Origin of the sequence: Alkalicoccus urumqiensis, assembly GCF_002993335.1 — a bacterium.
Taxonomy (GTDB): domain Bacteria; phylum Bacillota; class Bacilli; order Bacillales; family Salisediminibacteriaceae; genus Alkalicoccus; species Alkalicoccus urumqiensis.
Window position 1 is genome coordinate 123,208 of sequence record NZ_PVNS01000004.1, and the last position, 15,625, is coordinate 138,832.

Sequence of the window (15,625 nt, forward strand, 5' to 3'; positions counted from 1 at the left end):
CATCCGGCATCTTTCTATAGGGATCACTGGCTCCGGCCGGCATCCCAGTGAAAAATGGAAAGATACCCAAAATACCAGGATGCAGCGAGTACCAGCAGCAGCGCTCCGTTCAATGAGGCAGCAAAAACCCAGTCTTTGGCCTCCACTCTTTCTCTTTTGTACCATGTCCGGTTTTTATCCCCGGTAAACCCTTTTGCTGTCATGGCGAGCGCCGTTCTCTCTGCACGGCGGACAGCCCCGGCAAGCATGGGGACAGCAAAACGCCGGAAGTGCCGGAGTCTGCCGGAAACTGTCCGTTCCGCCTCCACCCCACGCACGCGGTGAGCCTGCCTGATCACAGTATACTCGTGACGGAACAACGGCAGAAAGCGGAAGCCGGCCATGATACCGTAAACCAGTTTCGGCGGGAGTTTCAGCTGCTGCATAAAGCTGTGCATCATCTGGGTCACGTCTGTCGTCAGAACAAACAGAAGCGACAGAGCAATAAAGCAGAGCGAGCGGAGCCCGAGACTGATCCCCGCCTCCATCCCTCCTTCGGTGACCTCAAAATGCCAGACTGAAAATAGAACTTCTCCACTTTGATAGCCATCGCCGGCATACAGCATCGTCATCCAGGCAAATCCTGCGGCACCGATGAAAAACGGCGAAAAGAGCATCAGCCATTTTTTCTTCGGCATCCCGCTCCACGTCCATGTAAATACCAGCAGCAGAAACAGAAACACGAGCGGCGTAAATACGTCGTAGCTGAAACTTAACAGGATCGACGGCACTAGAACGGCGCCGGCCTTAACGGACGGGTTTAACTGCTGGAGCACGCAAATTCCTCCTTCTGCATTCGTCCAGCCGGCAGTAGAAGTCCAGATTTTTCCATCAATGCCTCATCCGCCCAGAGCGCTTCCGGTTCGCCGATCCAGTGTTTCTCTTTTAAAAGTACGACAACCCGGTCGCACAGTTCATGAACGAGATTCATGTCGTGCGTGACAAGGAGCACCGCTGTCCCCTTCAGCCGGAGCCGATGGAGTAAATCGGTCAGAGAGCGGATCGACGCAGCATCCTGACCGAAAGTCGGCTCATCGAGGAAAAGTACTTCCGTATCCGCTTCCAGCATGACGGCCGTACTAAGGCGCCGTTTCTGGCCGCCGCTCAGGGAGAAAGGATGGACGTCCGCCCGGTGCGCCAGCCGGAACTGCTTCATCTTTTCCAGCGCTTTCTTTTCGGCATCTGCTGCACTTGAAAGCCTTGGCCCGAAAGCGAGCTCCTCCTTTACCGACTCTGCGATAAACTGATGCTCCGGCTGCTGGAAAACGTATCCCGTCCGGCGGCGGAGCTCTCTTTCACTCCACGAAGACAACGGTTTTCCTTTTAAAAATACTTCGCCGGAACGGGGTTTCTGCAGACCGGCAGCAGTCTGCAGAAGCGACGTTTTCCCTCTTCCATTGCTTCCTGCAAGCGCCGTAATTTCTCCCGGCCGGAGGGAAAGCTGAACACGGCATGCATCCCCGCGCGCCGGCGTAAGAGCGCTCATTTCAAGGACCGGATCTTCTTTGCCGGATCGTCTCCTCCGGCTGGCAGTGGCCTTTTTCCGGTAGGGAAACGGAATATAAATGCCTTCTTCCCGGCATGTCTCTGCTCCCGATCCGATGAACGTCTCCTCCGGTGTGCCGGAAGCCGTAATCGTTCCTTCCCCCGACATCAGGTGGACACGGTCGATAAAAGAGAGCCAGTTCTCAGGCTGATGATCAACGATGACAACGGTACACTTACGCTTTTTTTGAATGTTCATCACGAGAGCCGCAAGTGTCTGCTGTGCCGCCGGGTCCAGGTTCGCAAGCGCTTCGTCCAACAGCAGCAGATGCGGCTTTAACAGCAGTACGGAGGCCAGCGCCGTTTTCTGCTTCTCCCCTCCGGACAGTTCATGGATAAGCCGGTGACGGAGCGGCGTCAGCCCGGTCTCTGCTAATACACCGGTAATCTCTTCTTCCATTCGTTCCGGCGGAGTACCGAGATTTTCCAGCACGAAAGCCATCTCCTCTTCGACACGCATCATGCAGAACTGGCTTTCCGGATCCTGAAACACCATGCCGGTACGCAGGTGATCCGGGATATGCCAGCTGCCCTCCACCTTTTCACTGCCGTCTTCCGGAAACAGACGGGCGAGAGCCTGTAACAGCGTCGATTTCCCGCATCCGCTCGGTCCGGATAATAAGTGGACCGTTCCGGGTTCCAGGTGCAGATCGAGGTTTTGAAGGATGGTCGTGTCTTCGATATACGCGCTTATGTTTTTTAAGGCGATGGTATCAGGATGCATGCCGGCTGCTCCTCTGTGTGCGGGCATGGTGTATGGCGTAGCCACGGAGGACGCCTGTTGCTTCAAGCCGGTCCGACAGCCATTTGCCGAGCAGCCCTGCGAGAAGGATGCCGCTCAGGACGCGGACGATAAACATCGAGATAATGAGGCCGGGTCCAAGTGCGATATAACCGCTCGCGAACAGGTGGTAGGCGTAGCTTACAACTGCAGCGCCGGCCCCTGCGGCCATGAGGACCGGCAGCGTATAAACACGCCAGCGGAACGCGGCAAATACGGCTTCTGCGCCGAGTCCCTGAATCGCGGCGGTGAGGATGAGCATCGGTCCAGCGGGACTTCCGACGAGTACCTGGACAATGCCGGCAATGAGTTCAGAGAAAAAGGCAGCTCCCGGCCGGCGGATGATGTAGGCGGCAATAATAGAGACGATAAACCAGATGCCGAAGATGATTTCATAGGCAAACGGCGCGAGTCCGATCGGCAGAAGCAGATTTCGAAGCCCCTGACCGAAAAGAAAGAAGGCGAGGTAGACGAAGGCGAATACGACGCCGAGACTCGACATGAGAACGACTTCTTTCAGCTTCCAGCTTTTCATTTTCCTCCTCCTTTTTTCGAAGGGCTGTTGGCGGAGATGGCTGCAGTCATCGTGACGTGGGCGCCGTCTTCTTTGGAGGCGTCCGTGAAAATCCGCTCCAGCGCGGTGAAAACATCCTTCCCGTCACCATCCAGGCGTGATGCGTAATGAACGCCTCCCGAGAATACGCCGAGGTCTTCTGCGGTGCTGCACGCGTCGGCAATGACCTGCATGTAGTCGTCTCTGCCCATCGGATAAAGGGCAAAGTGGGAGGCCGTTTCCTGATAGACTGCCTGAAGCGATTCTTCATTTGCCGGTGTATCGTTTTCTGCCAGGTATACATCGGCATCATTATCTCCCGGGCACCCGATGGAAAACGTCCCGTTAAATACGACGTGCTCTCCGGTTTTCGCTGCATGCAGGAAGACAGCTTTTGCGGCATCAAATACGTGAACCGTTTTTCCCCGGATACACGTCGTGACGTCATCCGTCTCCATCCATACTTTGGATGTATCTGTTTCCTGAAGTGCTCCTTTGATGACGTCGACAAAGCGATCTGTCATTGGATAGACAGCAAAGCGCACGCCTGTAATTCTGCTCGTTCCACATTGATTCATTTCCATTCGTTATCCCTCCACATGTGTTTGTCCCCTGAATACGCTGAACAAAAAAGCACCCCTGTAACAGGAGTGCTTCAGACTGAGCATGCAGATTGGATATAAAAAGCACCTTCATCATCGTTGAAGGTGCAGGTAAACGTATCCTACCTGCACTTCCCCACGCCGGTATTACCCGGTTCGGGTTCAAAGGGTTAACAGCTTGATATAAGCTGTCTCTCAGCATCATGCACCCCTAGTGCGGTATTGCGTATCCAGTTGGCTGATTCTTATTGTACGGAAGAGTGCGCGTATTGTAAAGCGGCTTTTCGGTCAGGAAATCGTTTTTTCATCCTCCACCGGCAAATCTGCGGGACGGCTCAGTGCGTCAAACACGTCAAGAAATTTCAGGCGGAGTGCTTCCAGGCGCGCAAGGTCTTCCGCGTCCGGCTCAACGTCCGGAACTTCCGGAAGATACAGGCGCCGGTTAATTTCCAGCTGGATCCACGGCTTTTCCGTCCGGCGCCCGTGCGAGCGCGTAATATAGCCGCCGCGGAACGGATCATTGACCGTCACAAGCGGCACATCCGGAACAGCATAGTCGGAAAAAACCTCTTCAAGCAGCGCGGAAAAACGAGCCATGACGTCCGGAGGAGCAGTGATCCCCTCTTCCGGCACCGTCCCGTCGGAATGACCGCCGTTACTAATGCAGAACAGCGGCCGCTTCTCCCATTCCGGTCCTTTTTTGGACGGGCCGGTTTCAAGCATCGAGTGGCAGTCTACGATGATCGTCACTTCCGGGCGCTGCGTCATTTCCATTAATGCGGTGTGATACGGTTCGTAAAACGCTTCGATCAGGCCGGTCGTCTCCTCTGGTGTCAGCTCTTTTTTCCAGACGGATTTTCCGTCCACCGTTTTCGTTTTGACGACCCCGTCCGGATTTTCCGGCGGCAGATCGGTCGGGTCGCGGTTCAGGTCGATCACAATCCGGGCGGTCTCCATCGATAGAAACGCCGCTGCCTCTTCGGAAAAATCGAACAGCGTCCGTGTCCACGTATCGCCATCAAGCGCCGTCTCCAGCGGACTCAGAAGAAGCCTTTCTTTTAACGGATCCGGAATCACCTCCCCGCCGTGCGGCACCGAGAGGAGCATCGGCAGCCGCGCACTCACCGGGATGCTCCTTTTTCCAGAAACAGTGCCAGAAGGAGGGACCGCTGGACAAGTTCGCTTCGGTGAAGTGCTTCATTCGGCGTAAATTGATTCCTGCTTGCCGGAGCAGCGCCGCACACGGCAGGAACGCCTTCAGGGACGGCTCCGGATGCGGTGGACAATAGACTGGACTCGGTACCGAACGGAAGCCGCGCGGAACGGGCGGTCTCCTCCAGTTTCTCCAGCAGGCCGGCGGCACTTCCCCGAAGAAGCGGCGGACGGGACGTGAGCAGTTCCATATAGCTTTTCATCCCTTTCTGTTTCGGCGTTAAAATATCATAAATCGCCTTTTCCGTTTTGTCAGCGAGCGCTTCATCGATATACGTAATCGCGACCTGGGCAGTAATCCGGTGCGGCATGAGGACACTGTACCGCTCGGAGCGGACATCCTGTACGGCAACAGCGATTTTATTGCGCCTGCTGTTCAGCTCCTTAAGCTTCGGCGTCTGCTCCAGAAACCAGCTCAGCACATCGTGCGTTTCCGTACGGCGGCCGACACGCTCCGGGTCCCCTTCCAGAATAACGTGGTACTGCCTCGTTCCTCTCCGCTGATCGACCACTTTGCCTTCAACGAATCCCGGCTGCAGCACGATGACTTCCGCTGCCTCCGCCGCTGCTTTTTTCAGCATCGGAGTGCTGTAGCGCATGCCTCTGCCTTCATCAGCATAGAAGAAAACACCAACGTTCGTTTTTGAGAGAAGCTTTTCCTCTTTCAGCGCCTGAAGCGCCGATAAAATCACCGTCATCCCACCCCGGCTGCTTGCCACACCTTCGCCGTAGATCCATTCCTGCTCCCGGCGGAACGGAATCGGATAACCGGTTCTGGCACCGGGAACATCAATCGGAACGACGAGAAGCGTTCCGTCTTTAAGTCCTGCCTTCGTCTCCCACGTCCATGCCGAGCGGCCGTTCGTCCACTCTTCCTTCTGTTTAAGCCCGAGCTTTCCGAGGCGGTCCTCGAACTTTTTACGGACAGCACTGATCCCTGCCGCATCCTCTGTCCGGCTGGAAAGATTCGTCCACACCTGCAGATCTTCTTCAATCTTGCTGCGGCGGGTTGTCAGCCGCTGAAACAGCTTGTCTGCCGGTGTTTTTTCCTGATGGCTTTCTTCATCAAAAAAGTCCCGGCCGAAGTAGCGCTCACACGTAATATCGATGAGGCGGTTGACGAGTGCCGGATAGTCCATACCGATTTTATCTGCCGCAAACACCAGGGACCCGTCCCCTCCGAGGCTCGCCATCGAGTTAACTTCCAGAATGTACGGATTGCCGTCCTGATCAATGCGGAAATCGACCCTCGCGCTGTCATAGCAGTTCAGCACCTTGAATGTAGAAACGGCCAGCTCCTGAACACGAGCAGTTTCTTCCTCTGTCAGCGGAGCCGGGCAGACTTTCTCGACACGGCGCCCGCTTTCATTTTTCTTATCTTCATACGTGAAGATCTGCGGACCCTCTCCAAAAACGAGTTCCACCGGAGGCAGCGCCTCTACAGGATTGTTACCGAGCAGCGCAACGTTTACTTCCCGGCCTTCAATATATTCCTCTACGAGCGTAGGCGCATGATACGTATCATAAATAACCTGCACGCCTTCCCGCAGTTCGTCCTCATTGTGAACGATGCGGAGTCCGAACGAAACGGCTTCATCTTTCGGTTTTACGATCAGTGGGTAGCGGAGATCTTCCTGAAGCGGGCTGTCCGGCTTATCCAGCACAGCAAACTTCGGTGTCGGCAGACCGCGCTGCATCAGCATAATTTTCGTCACGACTTTATCGAGTGCCAGCGCGTGCGTCTCCGGACCGGACCCGACGTATGGGATGCCGAGCATTTCCAGCATGCCGGGAACGTGCATGTAGCGGCCTCTTCCCTGAATGCCGTAGCTCAGGTTAAAGACAAGGCCCGGACGTTCGCCGGAAATGACCGAAGGCATAAAGTCCTCCAGATTCGAAATGAGGTTTTTATCTCCTTCAAACGTGCGCACTTCATGACCGCCCCGACGGAGTCCTTCCCGGATTTTCCGGATCGTCTCCAGTCCGTATTTTTCCCTGTTCTGCGTTCCGAATAAATTAATGACTGCCTGACTTTCCCGATTGTATACGACCGCTATTTTCACGTAATCTCCTCCTGATTAATGAACGCCGGGTCCTTCCGCCGTTCCGTCTCTTCTTGGGTCTGCCACCCCTTCAAATCGTCCGCGCCAGCCCCGGGGCATCTGCACTCCCTGGACACAACCGAGGTAAAAGCTGTAAGCGCCTCTCCTTTTCAGCTGAAAACTTGAGAGTTTCAGTGCATCGATTACTTCTTTTGGAAAACGGTCCGCTTCGATCAGCAGATCTCCGTCATCGCTCGAATGAAACCGCGGAGCGGCAATCGCTTCTGCAAGCGTCTCGTCCTGATCGACCAGTCTCGTAATGACCTGTGCAAGTGCTGTGGAAATTCGGCTGCTTCCGGGACTTCCAAGCAGATACAGCGGCCGGCCGCGTTTCATCAGAAGCACCGGAGCGACACTCGACCACGGTCTTCCCCCCGGCAGCAGGTAATAGGGGTGGGTCCGGTCTTTATATTCAAACGCACTCATGTAATTGTTATAAAAGAAACCGAGACCGTCTGCCATCGTTTTACTGCCGAAAACGAGCTCAATGGACTGGGTGATGCCGACTGCGTTACCATCTTTATCGACAACAGACAAATGCGTTGTCTCCCCGGAAGTCGGAGGTGGCACAAATGTGTCGGAGAGTGCCTGATTGTATATTTCGTTAATCCGGCGCGTAATTTCTTCGGCGTAGCTTTTATCGACCATCATCTGCGTCATGGACTGGGAGTAATGATCCGGATGCATCGGCATGCGCTGGCGGTAGTTAAGTGCAAATCGGAAAGCAAGCGCCTGGATGACGGCCCCGGTCGGTTCGTCCGCCTTCAGACTCTGCGGATCAAACCCTTCCAGTGTGTTTAATATCTGAACGAGCACCCGCCCGGCCCCCGGCGGCGGATAAGTGACGATATCCACATCCCGGTAAGTGGATTCCAGCACATCCCGTTCCACAGGGATCGGAATTTGTTCCAGATCGACATTGGTAAGCAGTCCGCCGCGGCGTTTCATATCCTCCGCAATTTTTCTCCCGGTACCGCCGGTGTAAAAATCACGCCAGCCTTCTTCTGCCAGCCTGGAAAACAGCGCGGATAACTCCGGCTGAACGAGCAGATCCCCTTCTTTCAACGGCCTTTTTCTGCTGTCGAGATAGCGCTTTGCAGCAAGCGGGTCTTTCCGCAGATGCTCCGCTTCCTTTTTGATCATCCGGTGGATGAGAGCGGTGATCTCTACGCCGTCACGGGCTGCCCGGATCGAGGGTGCCAAGACTTCCTCAAATGAAAGTCTGCCGTAATTTTCATGCAGGTAGCCGAGCGCTGCGGGCGTCGACGGAACGGTGGAGGAACGGAGCCCGAACTTTATCGGTTTCTGCGGGTTTTTCTGTGGGGACAAAACGTACGGTGCCCGCGATGATCCGTCCAGTGCGAATGTCCGTCCTTCTTCGTGAAGATGAACGAGAGCCATCGACTGGCCGCCGAGACCTGATGCCTGAGGTTCAGAAACACCAAGACAGAATGCTGCTGCCACCGCTGCATCTATGGCATTACCACCTTTTTCGAGCATTTCCACACCGGCACGTGTCGCAGGACCGGATGCTGTCGATACCATTCCTTCAGAAGATGTTCCAGTTACTGCTGTGCGTAATGGCTCCAACACATTCACTCCGATCTTTTTACATAAATTTACAATTAATGAGAAAAAGAAAGAAGATGGAAACGGCCTGCCGTTCCTCTTCTATTCCATACTTTTTATATAAGCTTATTTAAGTATATGTCGAAAGATGGATAAATTCAACGATTTCCCCTGCTCCGCAGTCATTATTTCTCGATTAAAAGAGAATGCTTCTTTTTTCTTCTGCATACGCCCGATTCCTACTGTTCCGGATAACTGTCATGAAGACCGAATTTTTTCATTTTGGCATACAGCGTACTCCGGCTGATTGCAAGTCTGGAAGCAGCGGAGCTGATATTGAAGCCGCTCTCCCGGAGCGCTTCTGCAACCGCCGTTTTCTCCACATCTTTGAGGCGGCTTCCCGATGCCTGTGCCGGTACATCAAGGGAGACATGGTCGGGAAGAACGTCTCCTCCCTCTGCGAAAAAGTCCGCTTCAATCAGCAGGGCCGCGAGTTCTCTGACATTTCCCGGGAAATGCCACCGGAGAAGTTTTCTTTCTGCCTCCGCTGTCCATACGGATGTCAGTCCGTACCGCTTTTCCAGCACAGCTTTCAGTTCAAGAATATCTGAGCGCTCCCTGAGTGGAGGAATGGTAAGGGTAATCCCTCGCAGCCGGTAGTACAGATCCTCCCGGAATCTTCCTTCCATCACTTCGTTCTGTAAGTCTTTATTTGTAGCAGCAACTACGCGCACATCGATTTGTTTCGGCTTTACACTGCCGATGCGCTGGACCTGCTGATCCTGAAGGATGCGGAGAAGCACCGCCTGCGCTTTAGGTGAAAGCTCCGCTGCCTCATCCAGAAAAATCGTCCCTTTATCCGCCAGCTCAAACTTACCGGGGCGTCCGTGCTGCAGCGCACCTGTGAACGCCCCCTTTTCATAGCCGAACCATTCACTTTCGATCAGTGATTCCGGTACCGCACTGCAGTTGACCGCCTGAAACGGCCCTCCCGAGCGGATACCTGCCGAATGAATGGACTGAGCAATGATTTCTTTCCCCGTTCCGCTTTCTCCGTAAAGGAGGACAGGATGAACAACCTCTGAGGCACGCTCGACAAGCCGGCGCAGCTGCTGGATACGCGGGTCCGATCCTGTAAAATCTTCCGGTCTGTATAGATCCGGCGCTTCTGAGTACTCCTGACGGTACCATATGCGCCGGCTGTTCGCACCGGCTTTCATCCACTCTGCTTCCAGCTTCTCTCTTTGAAGCAGATGTCTCTGCCTTCCAGCTGACGGTGTCACATGAACAATCTCTCTACCTTCCAATGCTGCCAATGGAAAATCGATCATTTTAACGAGCATCCGGATCTCCCTGTCCATTTCTTCCTGTTCCGCGCTTTCCTTCACGGATTCTGCTATCAGAACAGCCATGCTTAATAGAAGGGGATGATAGTTTTCTTTCCGCGTGCTTATATTTACCGCGCCAAGAAACGTTTCACCTGAAAAGACAGGAGCAGCAGCGCATGTAAGCATACGATGCCCGATGTAAAAGTGGTGTTCCCCGTGAACGACAGCCGGCTTTTTTTCTGACAGCACAATGCCCATAGCGTTCGTTCCCTGCGCCTGCTCCGACCAGTTGGTCCCGGGTGCAAGCGCCTCATCCAGCGCTGCCCGGCGCAGACTGCCTGCACGCTCCAGCACGATACCTTCTTTGTCGACCAGTACCGCCGTAAATGTACCTTCCTGAAAGAAACGCCCGAGCATGGAAAACAGCTGCCGGCATTTTTGTATCAGCTTCTCGTTCTGCTTCAGATGTTTTTCCAGCTCACAAGAAGGTAATTTTGCCGCCGGTGTTTGAAAAAACGGCGAGAGCCCAAAATCCTGACAGCGCTTCCATGAATCGGCGATCCGAACAGAATCCACAATACATCACGCTCCTGCGTAAGAATACTTTCAGTGTACTAAATTTCACCAGTTTCGTGTACTATTTTTATACACTTTTTGAAAGCGCTTACGATAAACGGAACATTGTTTTCCTTCTCTGCCGGGAATAAACTGACTGTCTGCCGGTTGGCATCCTTTTTGCATAGTTAGGAAGGTGTACGGCTGATTTCACTATTTATTAAAGGAGGCAGACACAATGGCAGGAAACCGCGGTGTAGCTTACATGGGAAAAGGACAGGTGGAGGTACAGACGATCGATTATCCGGATTTGGTGCTGCGGGATGGTCCTGGCGTCAACCCGCTTAATGTCGGGCGCAAATGCGAACACGGGGTTATTCTGAAAGTCATTACAACGAATATCTGCGGCAGTGATCAGCACATGGTACGTGGAAGAACGACAGCACCGGAAGGCCTTATTCTCGGACACGAAATAACCGGGGAAATTATCGAATGCGGCCGCGATGTGGAATTCATGAAAGTCGGCGATATCGTATCTGTTCCATTTAACATTGCCTGCGGACGCTGCAGAAACTGTAAAGAGCGCGATACGCATATCTGTCTCAACGTCAATCCGGAACGTCCGGGGTCCGCCTACGGGTATGTGGATATGGGCGGCTGGGTCGGCGGTCAGTCGGAATACGTGATGATTCCGTACGCAGACTTTCAGCTGCTGAAATTTCCGGATAAAGATCAGGCAATGGATAAAATCAGGGATCTGACGATGCTTTCGGATATTTTCCCGACAGGCTTCCACGGGGCTTACAGCGCCGGCGTCGGCCCGGGTAAATCCGTCTATGTGGCCGGCGCTGGACCAGTCGGCCTTGCAGCTGCCCACTCCGCTCAGCTTCTCGGAGCCTCTGTCGTTATCGTCGGTGACTTAATCCAGGAGCGGCTCGACCAGGCGAAGAGTTTCGGCTGTGAAACGATCAACCTCCGTGAACATGACGATATCGGAGAGCAGATCGAGCAGATTCTCGGCGTGCCGGAAGTGGACTGTGCCGTCGATGCGGTCGGTTTTGAAGCGTCGGCTCACGGAGCAAATACGCAGGAAGCGCCGGCTACGGTCCTCAACTCCATCATGCAGCTGACACGTGCAGGCGGAAAACTCGGTATTCCTGGTCTTTACGTTACAGGCGATCCCGGGGGTGTGGATGAAGATGCAAAAGAAGGAACGCTCAAAATCCGCCTCGGCCTGGGCTGGGCAAAAGCGCACACATTCGTCACCGGTCAGACGCCGGTCATGATGTATCACCGTGAGCTCATGAACGCCATTCTGAGCGGCAGAGCGAAAATTGCAGATGCGGTGAACGCACAAGTTATTTCGCTCGATCAGGCACCTCAGGGCTACAAGGAATTCGACGGAGGTGCATCGAAGAAATTCGTTATCGACCCGCACGGCATGCTTCGTAAATAACACCATTTCTGGGAGAAAAGTACCATCTGTATATTGAAACCTTTTTCGTCCAAAAAATGCGAAAAAACCCGACCGGCTCCTCCAGCTGGTCGGGTTTTTCTATGTTCGGTTCATTCAGTTTTCATTCCATTTGATTTCAAGAGAGGTAACCTCTTCAAACCGCTTCCCCTGCACTTCGCCGTCACTTGTATGAAGCGTGAGGCGGTGATTGTTTTTCCGGGCTTCACGCAGTGCTTCGATAATGCGCTCATCTCCGGTTACTTCCTGTTCTACGTCAAACCTGGATACAAATTTTGTGCCATCTTCAAACGAATAGATCATTTTCATGCTTTTTTTCTCCTTTCCTCGGCGCTGTCATGCTGCCACGACATCCGCCCGGGCTGCTTTGATGAAGTTATACCCTTTTTAGGTGAAATTTTAAACACAAGGATGCCGCCCGCAATCATCAGAAGGCCAGCCGCCTGGTTCCAGGAGGGCGGCGACTGTTCCAGCCCGAACACACCGAGTGCATCCCACAGCACAGCAAAGCCGAGCTGGGAAACCATAATTATAGAAACGGCCACCGTAGGTCCGAGCCGCTTCACGGCCTGAACGACGCAGATGACGACGCCTACTCCTGCAAAACCTAAGAGCGGGTGCCACCACTCGAGTGCGTCCCAGGAAAACATGCTTCCTCCTGTGAACAGCAGCCCGAGTAAAAAGGAGGCGAGTGCCCCGAGACCGAGCACAAGTGCCGTTGTTGCCGGCTGCCCTGCTGCTGTCTGAACACGGCTGTTAAATATATTCTGCAGACCGACGAGAAGTCCCGCTGCGACAGCGAGCGCCATGCCGATGACCATCAGCTTTCACCCCTTTCCATTACTTCGTACGTCACTTCCCCCGCCTCTTTCTGAACCGCTTCCCGGTCGGCAATCCAGATCCCTTTCCGGTTCCGCCCGATCATTTCCCTCTGCTCGAACTGCTTCAGTACCCGGTTGATGTGGCGGTACGTCGTACCGATCAGCGAGGCAGTATCCGGAAGTTCAGATGCCTGCAGAACGTCGTTTTCCGCCGAGAGCATGGAGAGGAGGTATGCTGCCAGACGGACAGGGACTGGATACAGCTGATTGACGCTCGCTGCGAGGGATTTTGTATGGAATTTCTGAGTGATACTTGTGAGCAGCGCCTGCAGGAGAACCGGATCTTCGGATGCCAATTCCCGCAGGATGCTGTGACGGACGGCGAGAAACGTGACATCGGATACCGCTTCAACCGTGTTAATAAGCGGAATCTGCTGCACATACTCGACGTCTCCGATTAAGTCAACCGGCGTTTTAAATGCGAGCACAACGGTCATTCCCTCACTGGATGTCGTATAAATCTTGATTTTTCCTTTGATGAGGACGAGCAGTTCTTCTGCCGGCTCTCCCTGCCGCAAGATCGTACTGCCCTGCCGGAAGGACGTTTCTTTCACATACGGCCGAACGCGGTCGGGAAATAACTGTTCGGGATCTGTTTCCCATGTTTGGTTCATCTAAAGCTCCTTTCTACAGCTGCAGCATAATAACGCCGCCGGCCATCAGAAGACAGCCGAGGATCTGCGGAAGCTGGATCTCTTTTTTCTCGATTTCAAACCAGCCCCGGGCATCTGCTGCAAACGTCAGTGCCAGCTGGGCGATCAAAATGACAGCGACCGTCACTGTAGCACCGAGCTGATAAATAGCTTCCATGTTCCCAAACAATATCACCGCAGCAAAAGCACCGCTTGCGAGATACAGAGGCTTCGCCTTCAGAAGCTGCTTCCAGCCGGTATCCCGAAGCAGAATCAGTATGATCATTGCCGCGGCAAACCCGCCGGCCTGTGTAATAAAGGCAGCATTCCACGTGCCGATGTCTGTGCCGATAAATGCGTTCGCCACCCCCTGCAGCGTGATAAACATCCCCGCGCCGAGGGCAAAAATAATTCCTTTCAATCCGCTCACCTTCTTTCTATATCTATCGTACGTGGAACGCCCTGCCGGTAAAAGGACCTGTGTCCTTTTTGAGGGAATTTATTTTTTGACAGTACATATAAGTATCGTACAAAACGACATCTCCCCCTGTTTTATGTGTAATGAATCCGGTATGATCCGGCTTATCCTGGAAAATGTACAGGTTTCTTTCTACAGTTTACTGTTTCCTGCAGCCGTAAGCTTCTCGGCGGGAAGCCGTAAAGTGGAAATTTCATTTAACGAACAAACGTAACGAAAAACGCGGACCATCCCCGGCCGTTTTCGGAACAGGATGAACAATCCGCGGACCAGAACAGCGGCATATCGAAACAAGATCGACGTCCACCGGACCAAGCCCTCTATATCGGACCACCTCCGCCGGAAATCGGAACAGGTTCCACCTCTTACCGGAACAAAAAATGACCTCAGCGGACCAAGCCGTAAGAAGTGACGGCCACGGATCTACTTTAAGGAACATCCAGCGGCGCCCGCAGGAAAAAACTGCCGGGAATCAATCTCCCGGCAGCTGATCATCGCTCTGTTATGTGGAAGCACCCAGCCGGCTACTGCCGGGAATGAAGGTGTCTTCCTATATCCTTCCGGTAAAACAGGCCGTTCCATTCCTTTTGATCCAGCACATCGTAAGTCATCTGGAATGCTTCCTCAAGCGACGGGGCCTGAGAGGAAAGCAGGAGCACTCTGCCGCCGTCCGTTTTCCACCCGACCGATTCGCTGTTCACTTTTGTGCCTGCATGGAAAAACTGCTGGACGTCATCCGACCGTGTCATCGGCATCGTGAATGGTGTCCCTTTTTGATAAGGCCCCGGGTAGCCTTCGGAGGCGAGCACGACTCCGGCACAGGCCATGTCGGACCATTCTGGTTCAACCGGTTCATCTGCCATGACACTCTGGATCAGCTCGACGAGATCGGTTTTTAGTCTCGGCAGAACCACCTGCGCTTCCGGGTCTCCGAAGCGGACGTTGTATTCAATTACTTTCGGTCCAGCTTCGGTGATCATCAGTCCTGCATAGAGGACTCCGGTAAATAATATCCCTTCTGATGCCAGCGCCTCCGCTGTCGGTTCTAAAATATCCTCGACCGCGCGGGCTGTCCAATCCCCGTCCAGGTGCGGCACCGGCGAGTAGGCACCCATGCCGCCTGTATTCGGACCGGTATCTCCTTCGTAAGCCCGCTTATGATCCTGGGCTGTGTCAAGCGGCACCACTGTACGCCCATGGACGAGCGCCATCAGCGAAAGTTCTTCTCCTTCGAGGTATTCCTCCACAACCACACGGCGGCCGGCATCACCAAATGCGCCGCCCTCCAGCGCCGCTTCGACGGCAGCGACTGCTTCCTCCACCGTCTGTGCTACGGTTACCCCTTTGCCTGCAGCAAGTCCATCCGCTTTCACGACAATCGGAGCTCCCTGGCTGCGGATATAGGCCGCAGCCGATTTGGTATCGGTAAATGTTTCGTAGGCAGCTGTTGGAATACCGTATTTTTTCATAATATCTTTTGCAAACTGTTTGCTGCCCTCAAGGCGTGCTGCGTCCTTGGAAGGCCCGAAAACAGGAATGCCCGCCTCCTGAAAACGGTCGGCAAGACCTTCGACGAGCGGTGCTTCCGGTCCGATAATGACCAGCTCCACGTCTTCATCTTCTGCAGCCTGCAGAAGTGCGTCATGATCCGACTCTGCGATATCCAGTGTGCGGCAGTCAAACATCTGTGCCATCGCGTCGCTTCCCGGAGCGATCAGAATTTCCTCAATTTTATCCGACTGGGCGAGTTTCCATGCCAGCGCATGCTCTCTGCCACCGCTTCCTATTACTAAAATGTTCATCGCTATCTCTCCTTTAAACGCACGCAAACGCCCCCGGAAAATGGCGCTTCGCTCTTTTTTCCGGGAGCGTAC

At 54.0% G+C, this 15,625-nt stretch carries 14 protein-coding genes and 1 riboswitch; of the genes, 1 reads left to right on the forward strand and 13 read right to left on the reverse strand.

Features of this window, described 5'->3' with window-relative positions; all coding sequences use genetic code 11:
- Nucleotides 1-23 precede the first annotated feature (23 nt).
- The 8 genes from C6I21_RS05365 to C6I21_RS05400 form a co-directional block, all read right to left on the reverse strand.
- Complete coding sequence (locus C6I21_RS05365) at nucleotides 24-815, reverse strand: energy-coupling factor transporter transmembrane component T family protein (protein WP_105958427.1); 792 nt, start codon at nucleotides 813-815, stop codon at nucleotides 24-26.
- Complete coding sequence (locus C6I21_RS05370; RefSeq protein WP_181186115.1) at nucleotides 800-2,308, reverse strand: ABC transporter ATP-binding protein; 1,509 nt, start codon at nucleotides 2,306-2,308, stop codon at nucleotides 800-802. The genes C6I21_RS05365 and C6I21_RS05370 overlap by 16 nt, the downstream gene beginning before the upstream one ends.
- A complete protein-coding gene (locus tag C6I21_RS05375) occupies nucleotides 2,298-2,900 on the reverse strand; it encodes an ECF transporter S component (protein WP_105958429.1) in 603 nt (200 codons plus the stop codon). Before C6I21_RS05375 ends, C6I21_RS05370 begins: the two co-directional genes overlap by 11 nt.
- Nucleotides 2,897-3,502 carry a YkoF family thiamine/hydroxymethylpyrimidine-binding protein gene (locus tag C6I21_RS05380; protein ID WP_105958430.1) on the reverse strand — a complete coding sequence of 202 codons (606 nt, stop codon included), beginning with the start codon at nucleotides 3,500-3,502 and terminating at the stop codon, nucleotides 2,897-2,899. Before C6I21_RS05380 ends, C6I21_RS05375 begins: the two co-directional genes overlap by 4 nt.
- 134 nt (nucleotides 3,503-3,636) lie before the next feature.
- Nucleotides 3,637-3,743: riboswitch (TPP riboswitch) on the reverse strand.
- Between the two features lie 65 nt (nucleotides 3,744-3,808).
- Nucleotides 3,809-4,645, reverse strand: coding sequence for an N-formylglutamate amidohydrolase (locus tag C6I21_RS05385; protein ID WP_245411545.1), 837 nt, complete (start codon nucleotides 4,643-4,645; stop codon nucleotides 3,809-3,811).
- On the reverse strand, nucleotides 4,642-6,795 hold the full coding sequence (locus tag C6I21_RS05390; RefSeq protein WP_105958431.1) for a M20/M25/M40 family metallo-hydrolase: 2,154 nt from the start codon (nucleotides 6,793-6,795) through the stop codon (nucleotides 4,642-4,644). Before C6I21_RS05390 ends, C6I21_RS05385 begins: the two co-directional genes overlap by 4 nt.
- Before the next feature lie 15 nt (nucleotides 6,796-6,810).
- Nucleotides 6,811-8,424, reverse strand: coding sequence for a gamma-glutamyltransferase family protein (locus tag C6I21_RS05395; RefSeq protein WP_245411546.1), 1,614 nt, complete (start codon nucleotides 8,422-8,424; stop codon nucleotides 6,811-6,813).
- Nucleotides 8,425-8,642: 218 nt separating this feature from the next.
- Nucleotides 8,643-10,307: a sigma-54-dependent Fis family transcriptional regulator gene (locus tag C6I21_RS05400; protein ID WP_105958432.1), complete on the reverse strand. Its 1,665-nt coding sequence runs from the start codon at nucleotides 10,305-10,307 to the stop codon at nucleotides 8,643-8,645.
- Between the two features lie 217 nt (nucleotides 10,308-10,524).
- Between C6I21_RS05400 and fdhA the strand changes: the two genes are divergently transcribed.
- A complete protein-coding gene (gene fdhA, locus C6I21_RS05405) occupies nucleotides 10,525-11,742 on the forward strand; it encodes a formaldehyde dehydrogenase, glutathione-independent (protein ID WP_105958433.1) in 1,218 nt (405 codons plus the stop codon).
- A 114-nt stretch (nucleotides 11,743-11,856) separates the two neighbouring features.
- Here the strand turns inward: fdhA and C6I21_RS05410 are convergent, their stop codons facing one another.
- From C6I21_RS05410 to purD, 5 genes are all read right to left on the reverse strand, one after another.
- The gene (locus tag C6I21_RS05410) at nucleotides 11,857-12,069 is read right to left on the reverse strand and encodes a hypothetical protein (RefSeq protein ID WP_105958434.1); all 213 of its coding nucleotides are present in this window, start codon (nucleotides 12,067-12,069) and stop codon (nucleotides 11,857-11,859) included.
- Nucleotides 12,066-12,581 (reverse strand): DMT family transporter, encoded by a 516-nt coding sequence (locus C6I21_RS05415; protein WP_105958435.1) that lies wholly within the window; start codon nucleotides 12,579-12,581, stop codon nucleotides 12,066-12,068. The genes C6I21_RS05410 and C6I21_RS05415 overlap by 4 nt, the downstream gene beginning before the upstream one ends.
- Nucleotides 12,581-13,255 carry a Crp/Fnr family transcriptional regulator gene (locus tag C6I21_RS05420; protein WP_105958436.1) on the reverse strand — a complete coding sequence of 225 codons (675 nt, stop codon included), beginning with the start codon at nucleotides 13,253-13,255 and terminating at the stop codon, nucleotides 12,581-12,583. The genes C6I21_RS05415 and C6I21_RS05420 overlap by 1 nt, the downstream gene beginning before the upstream one ends.
- A gap of 13 nt (nucleotides 13,256-13,268) precedes the next feature.
- Complete coding sequence (locus tag C6I21_RS05425; protein WP_105958437.1) at nucleotides 13,269-13,694, reverse strand: DMT family transporter; 426 nt, start codon at nucleotides 13,692-13,694, stop codon at nucleotides 13,269-13,271.
- A 581-nt stretch (nucleotides 13,695-14,275) separates the two neighbouring features.
- Nucleotides 14,276-15,553, reverse strand: coding sequence for a phosphoribosylamine--glycine ligase (gene purD / locus C6I21_RS05430; RefSeq protein WP_105958438.1), 1,278 nt, complete (start codon nucleotides 15,551-15,553; stop codon nucleotides 14,276-14,278).
- Between the last annotated feature and the right edge of the window lie 72 nt (nucleotides 15,554-15,625).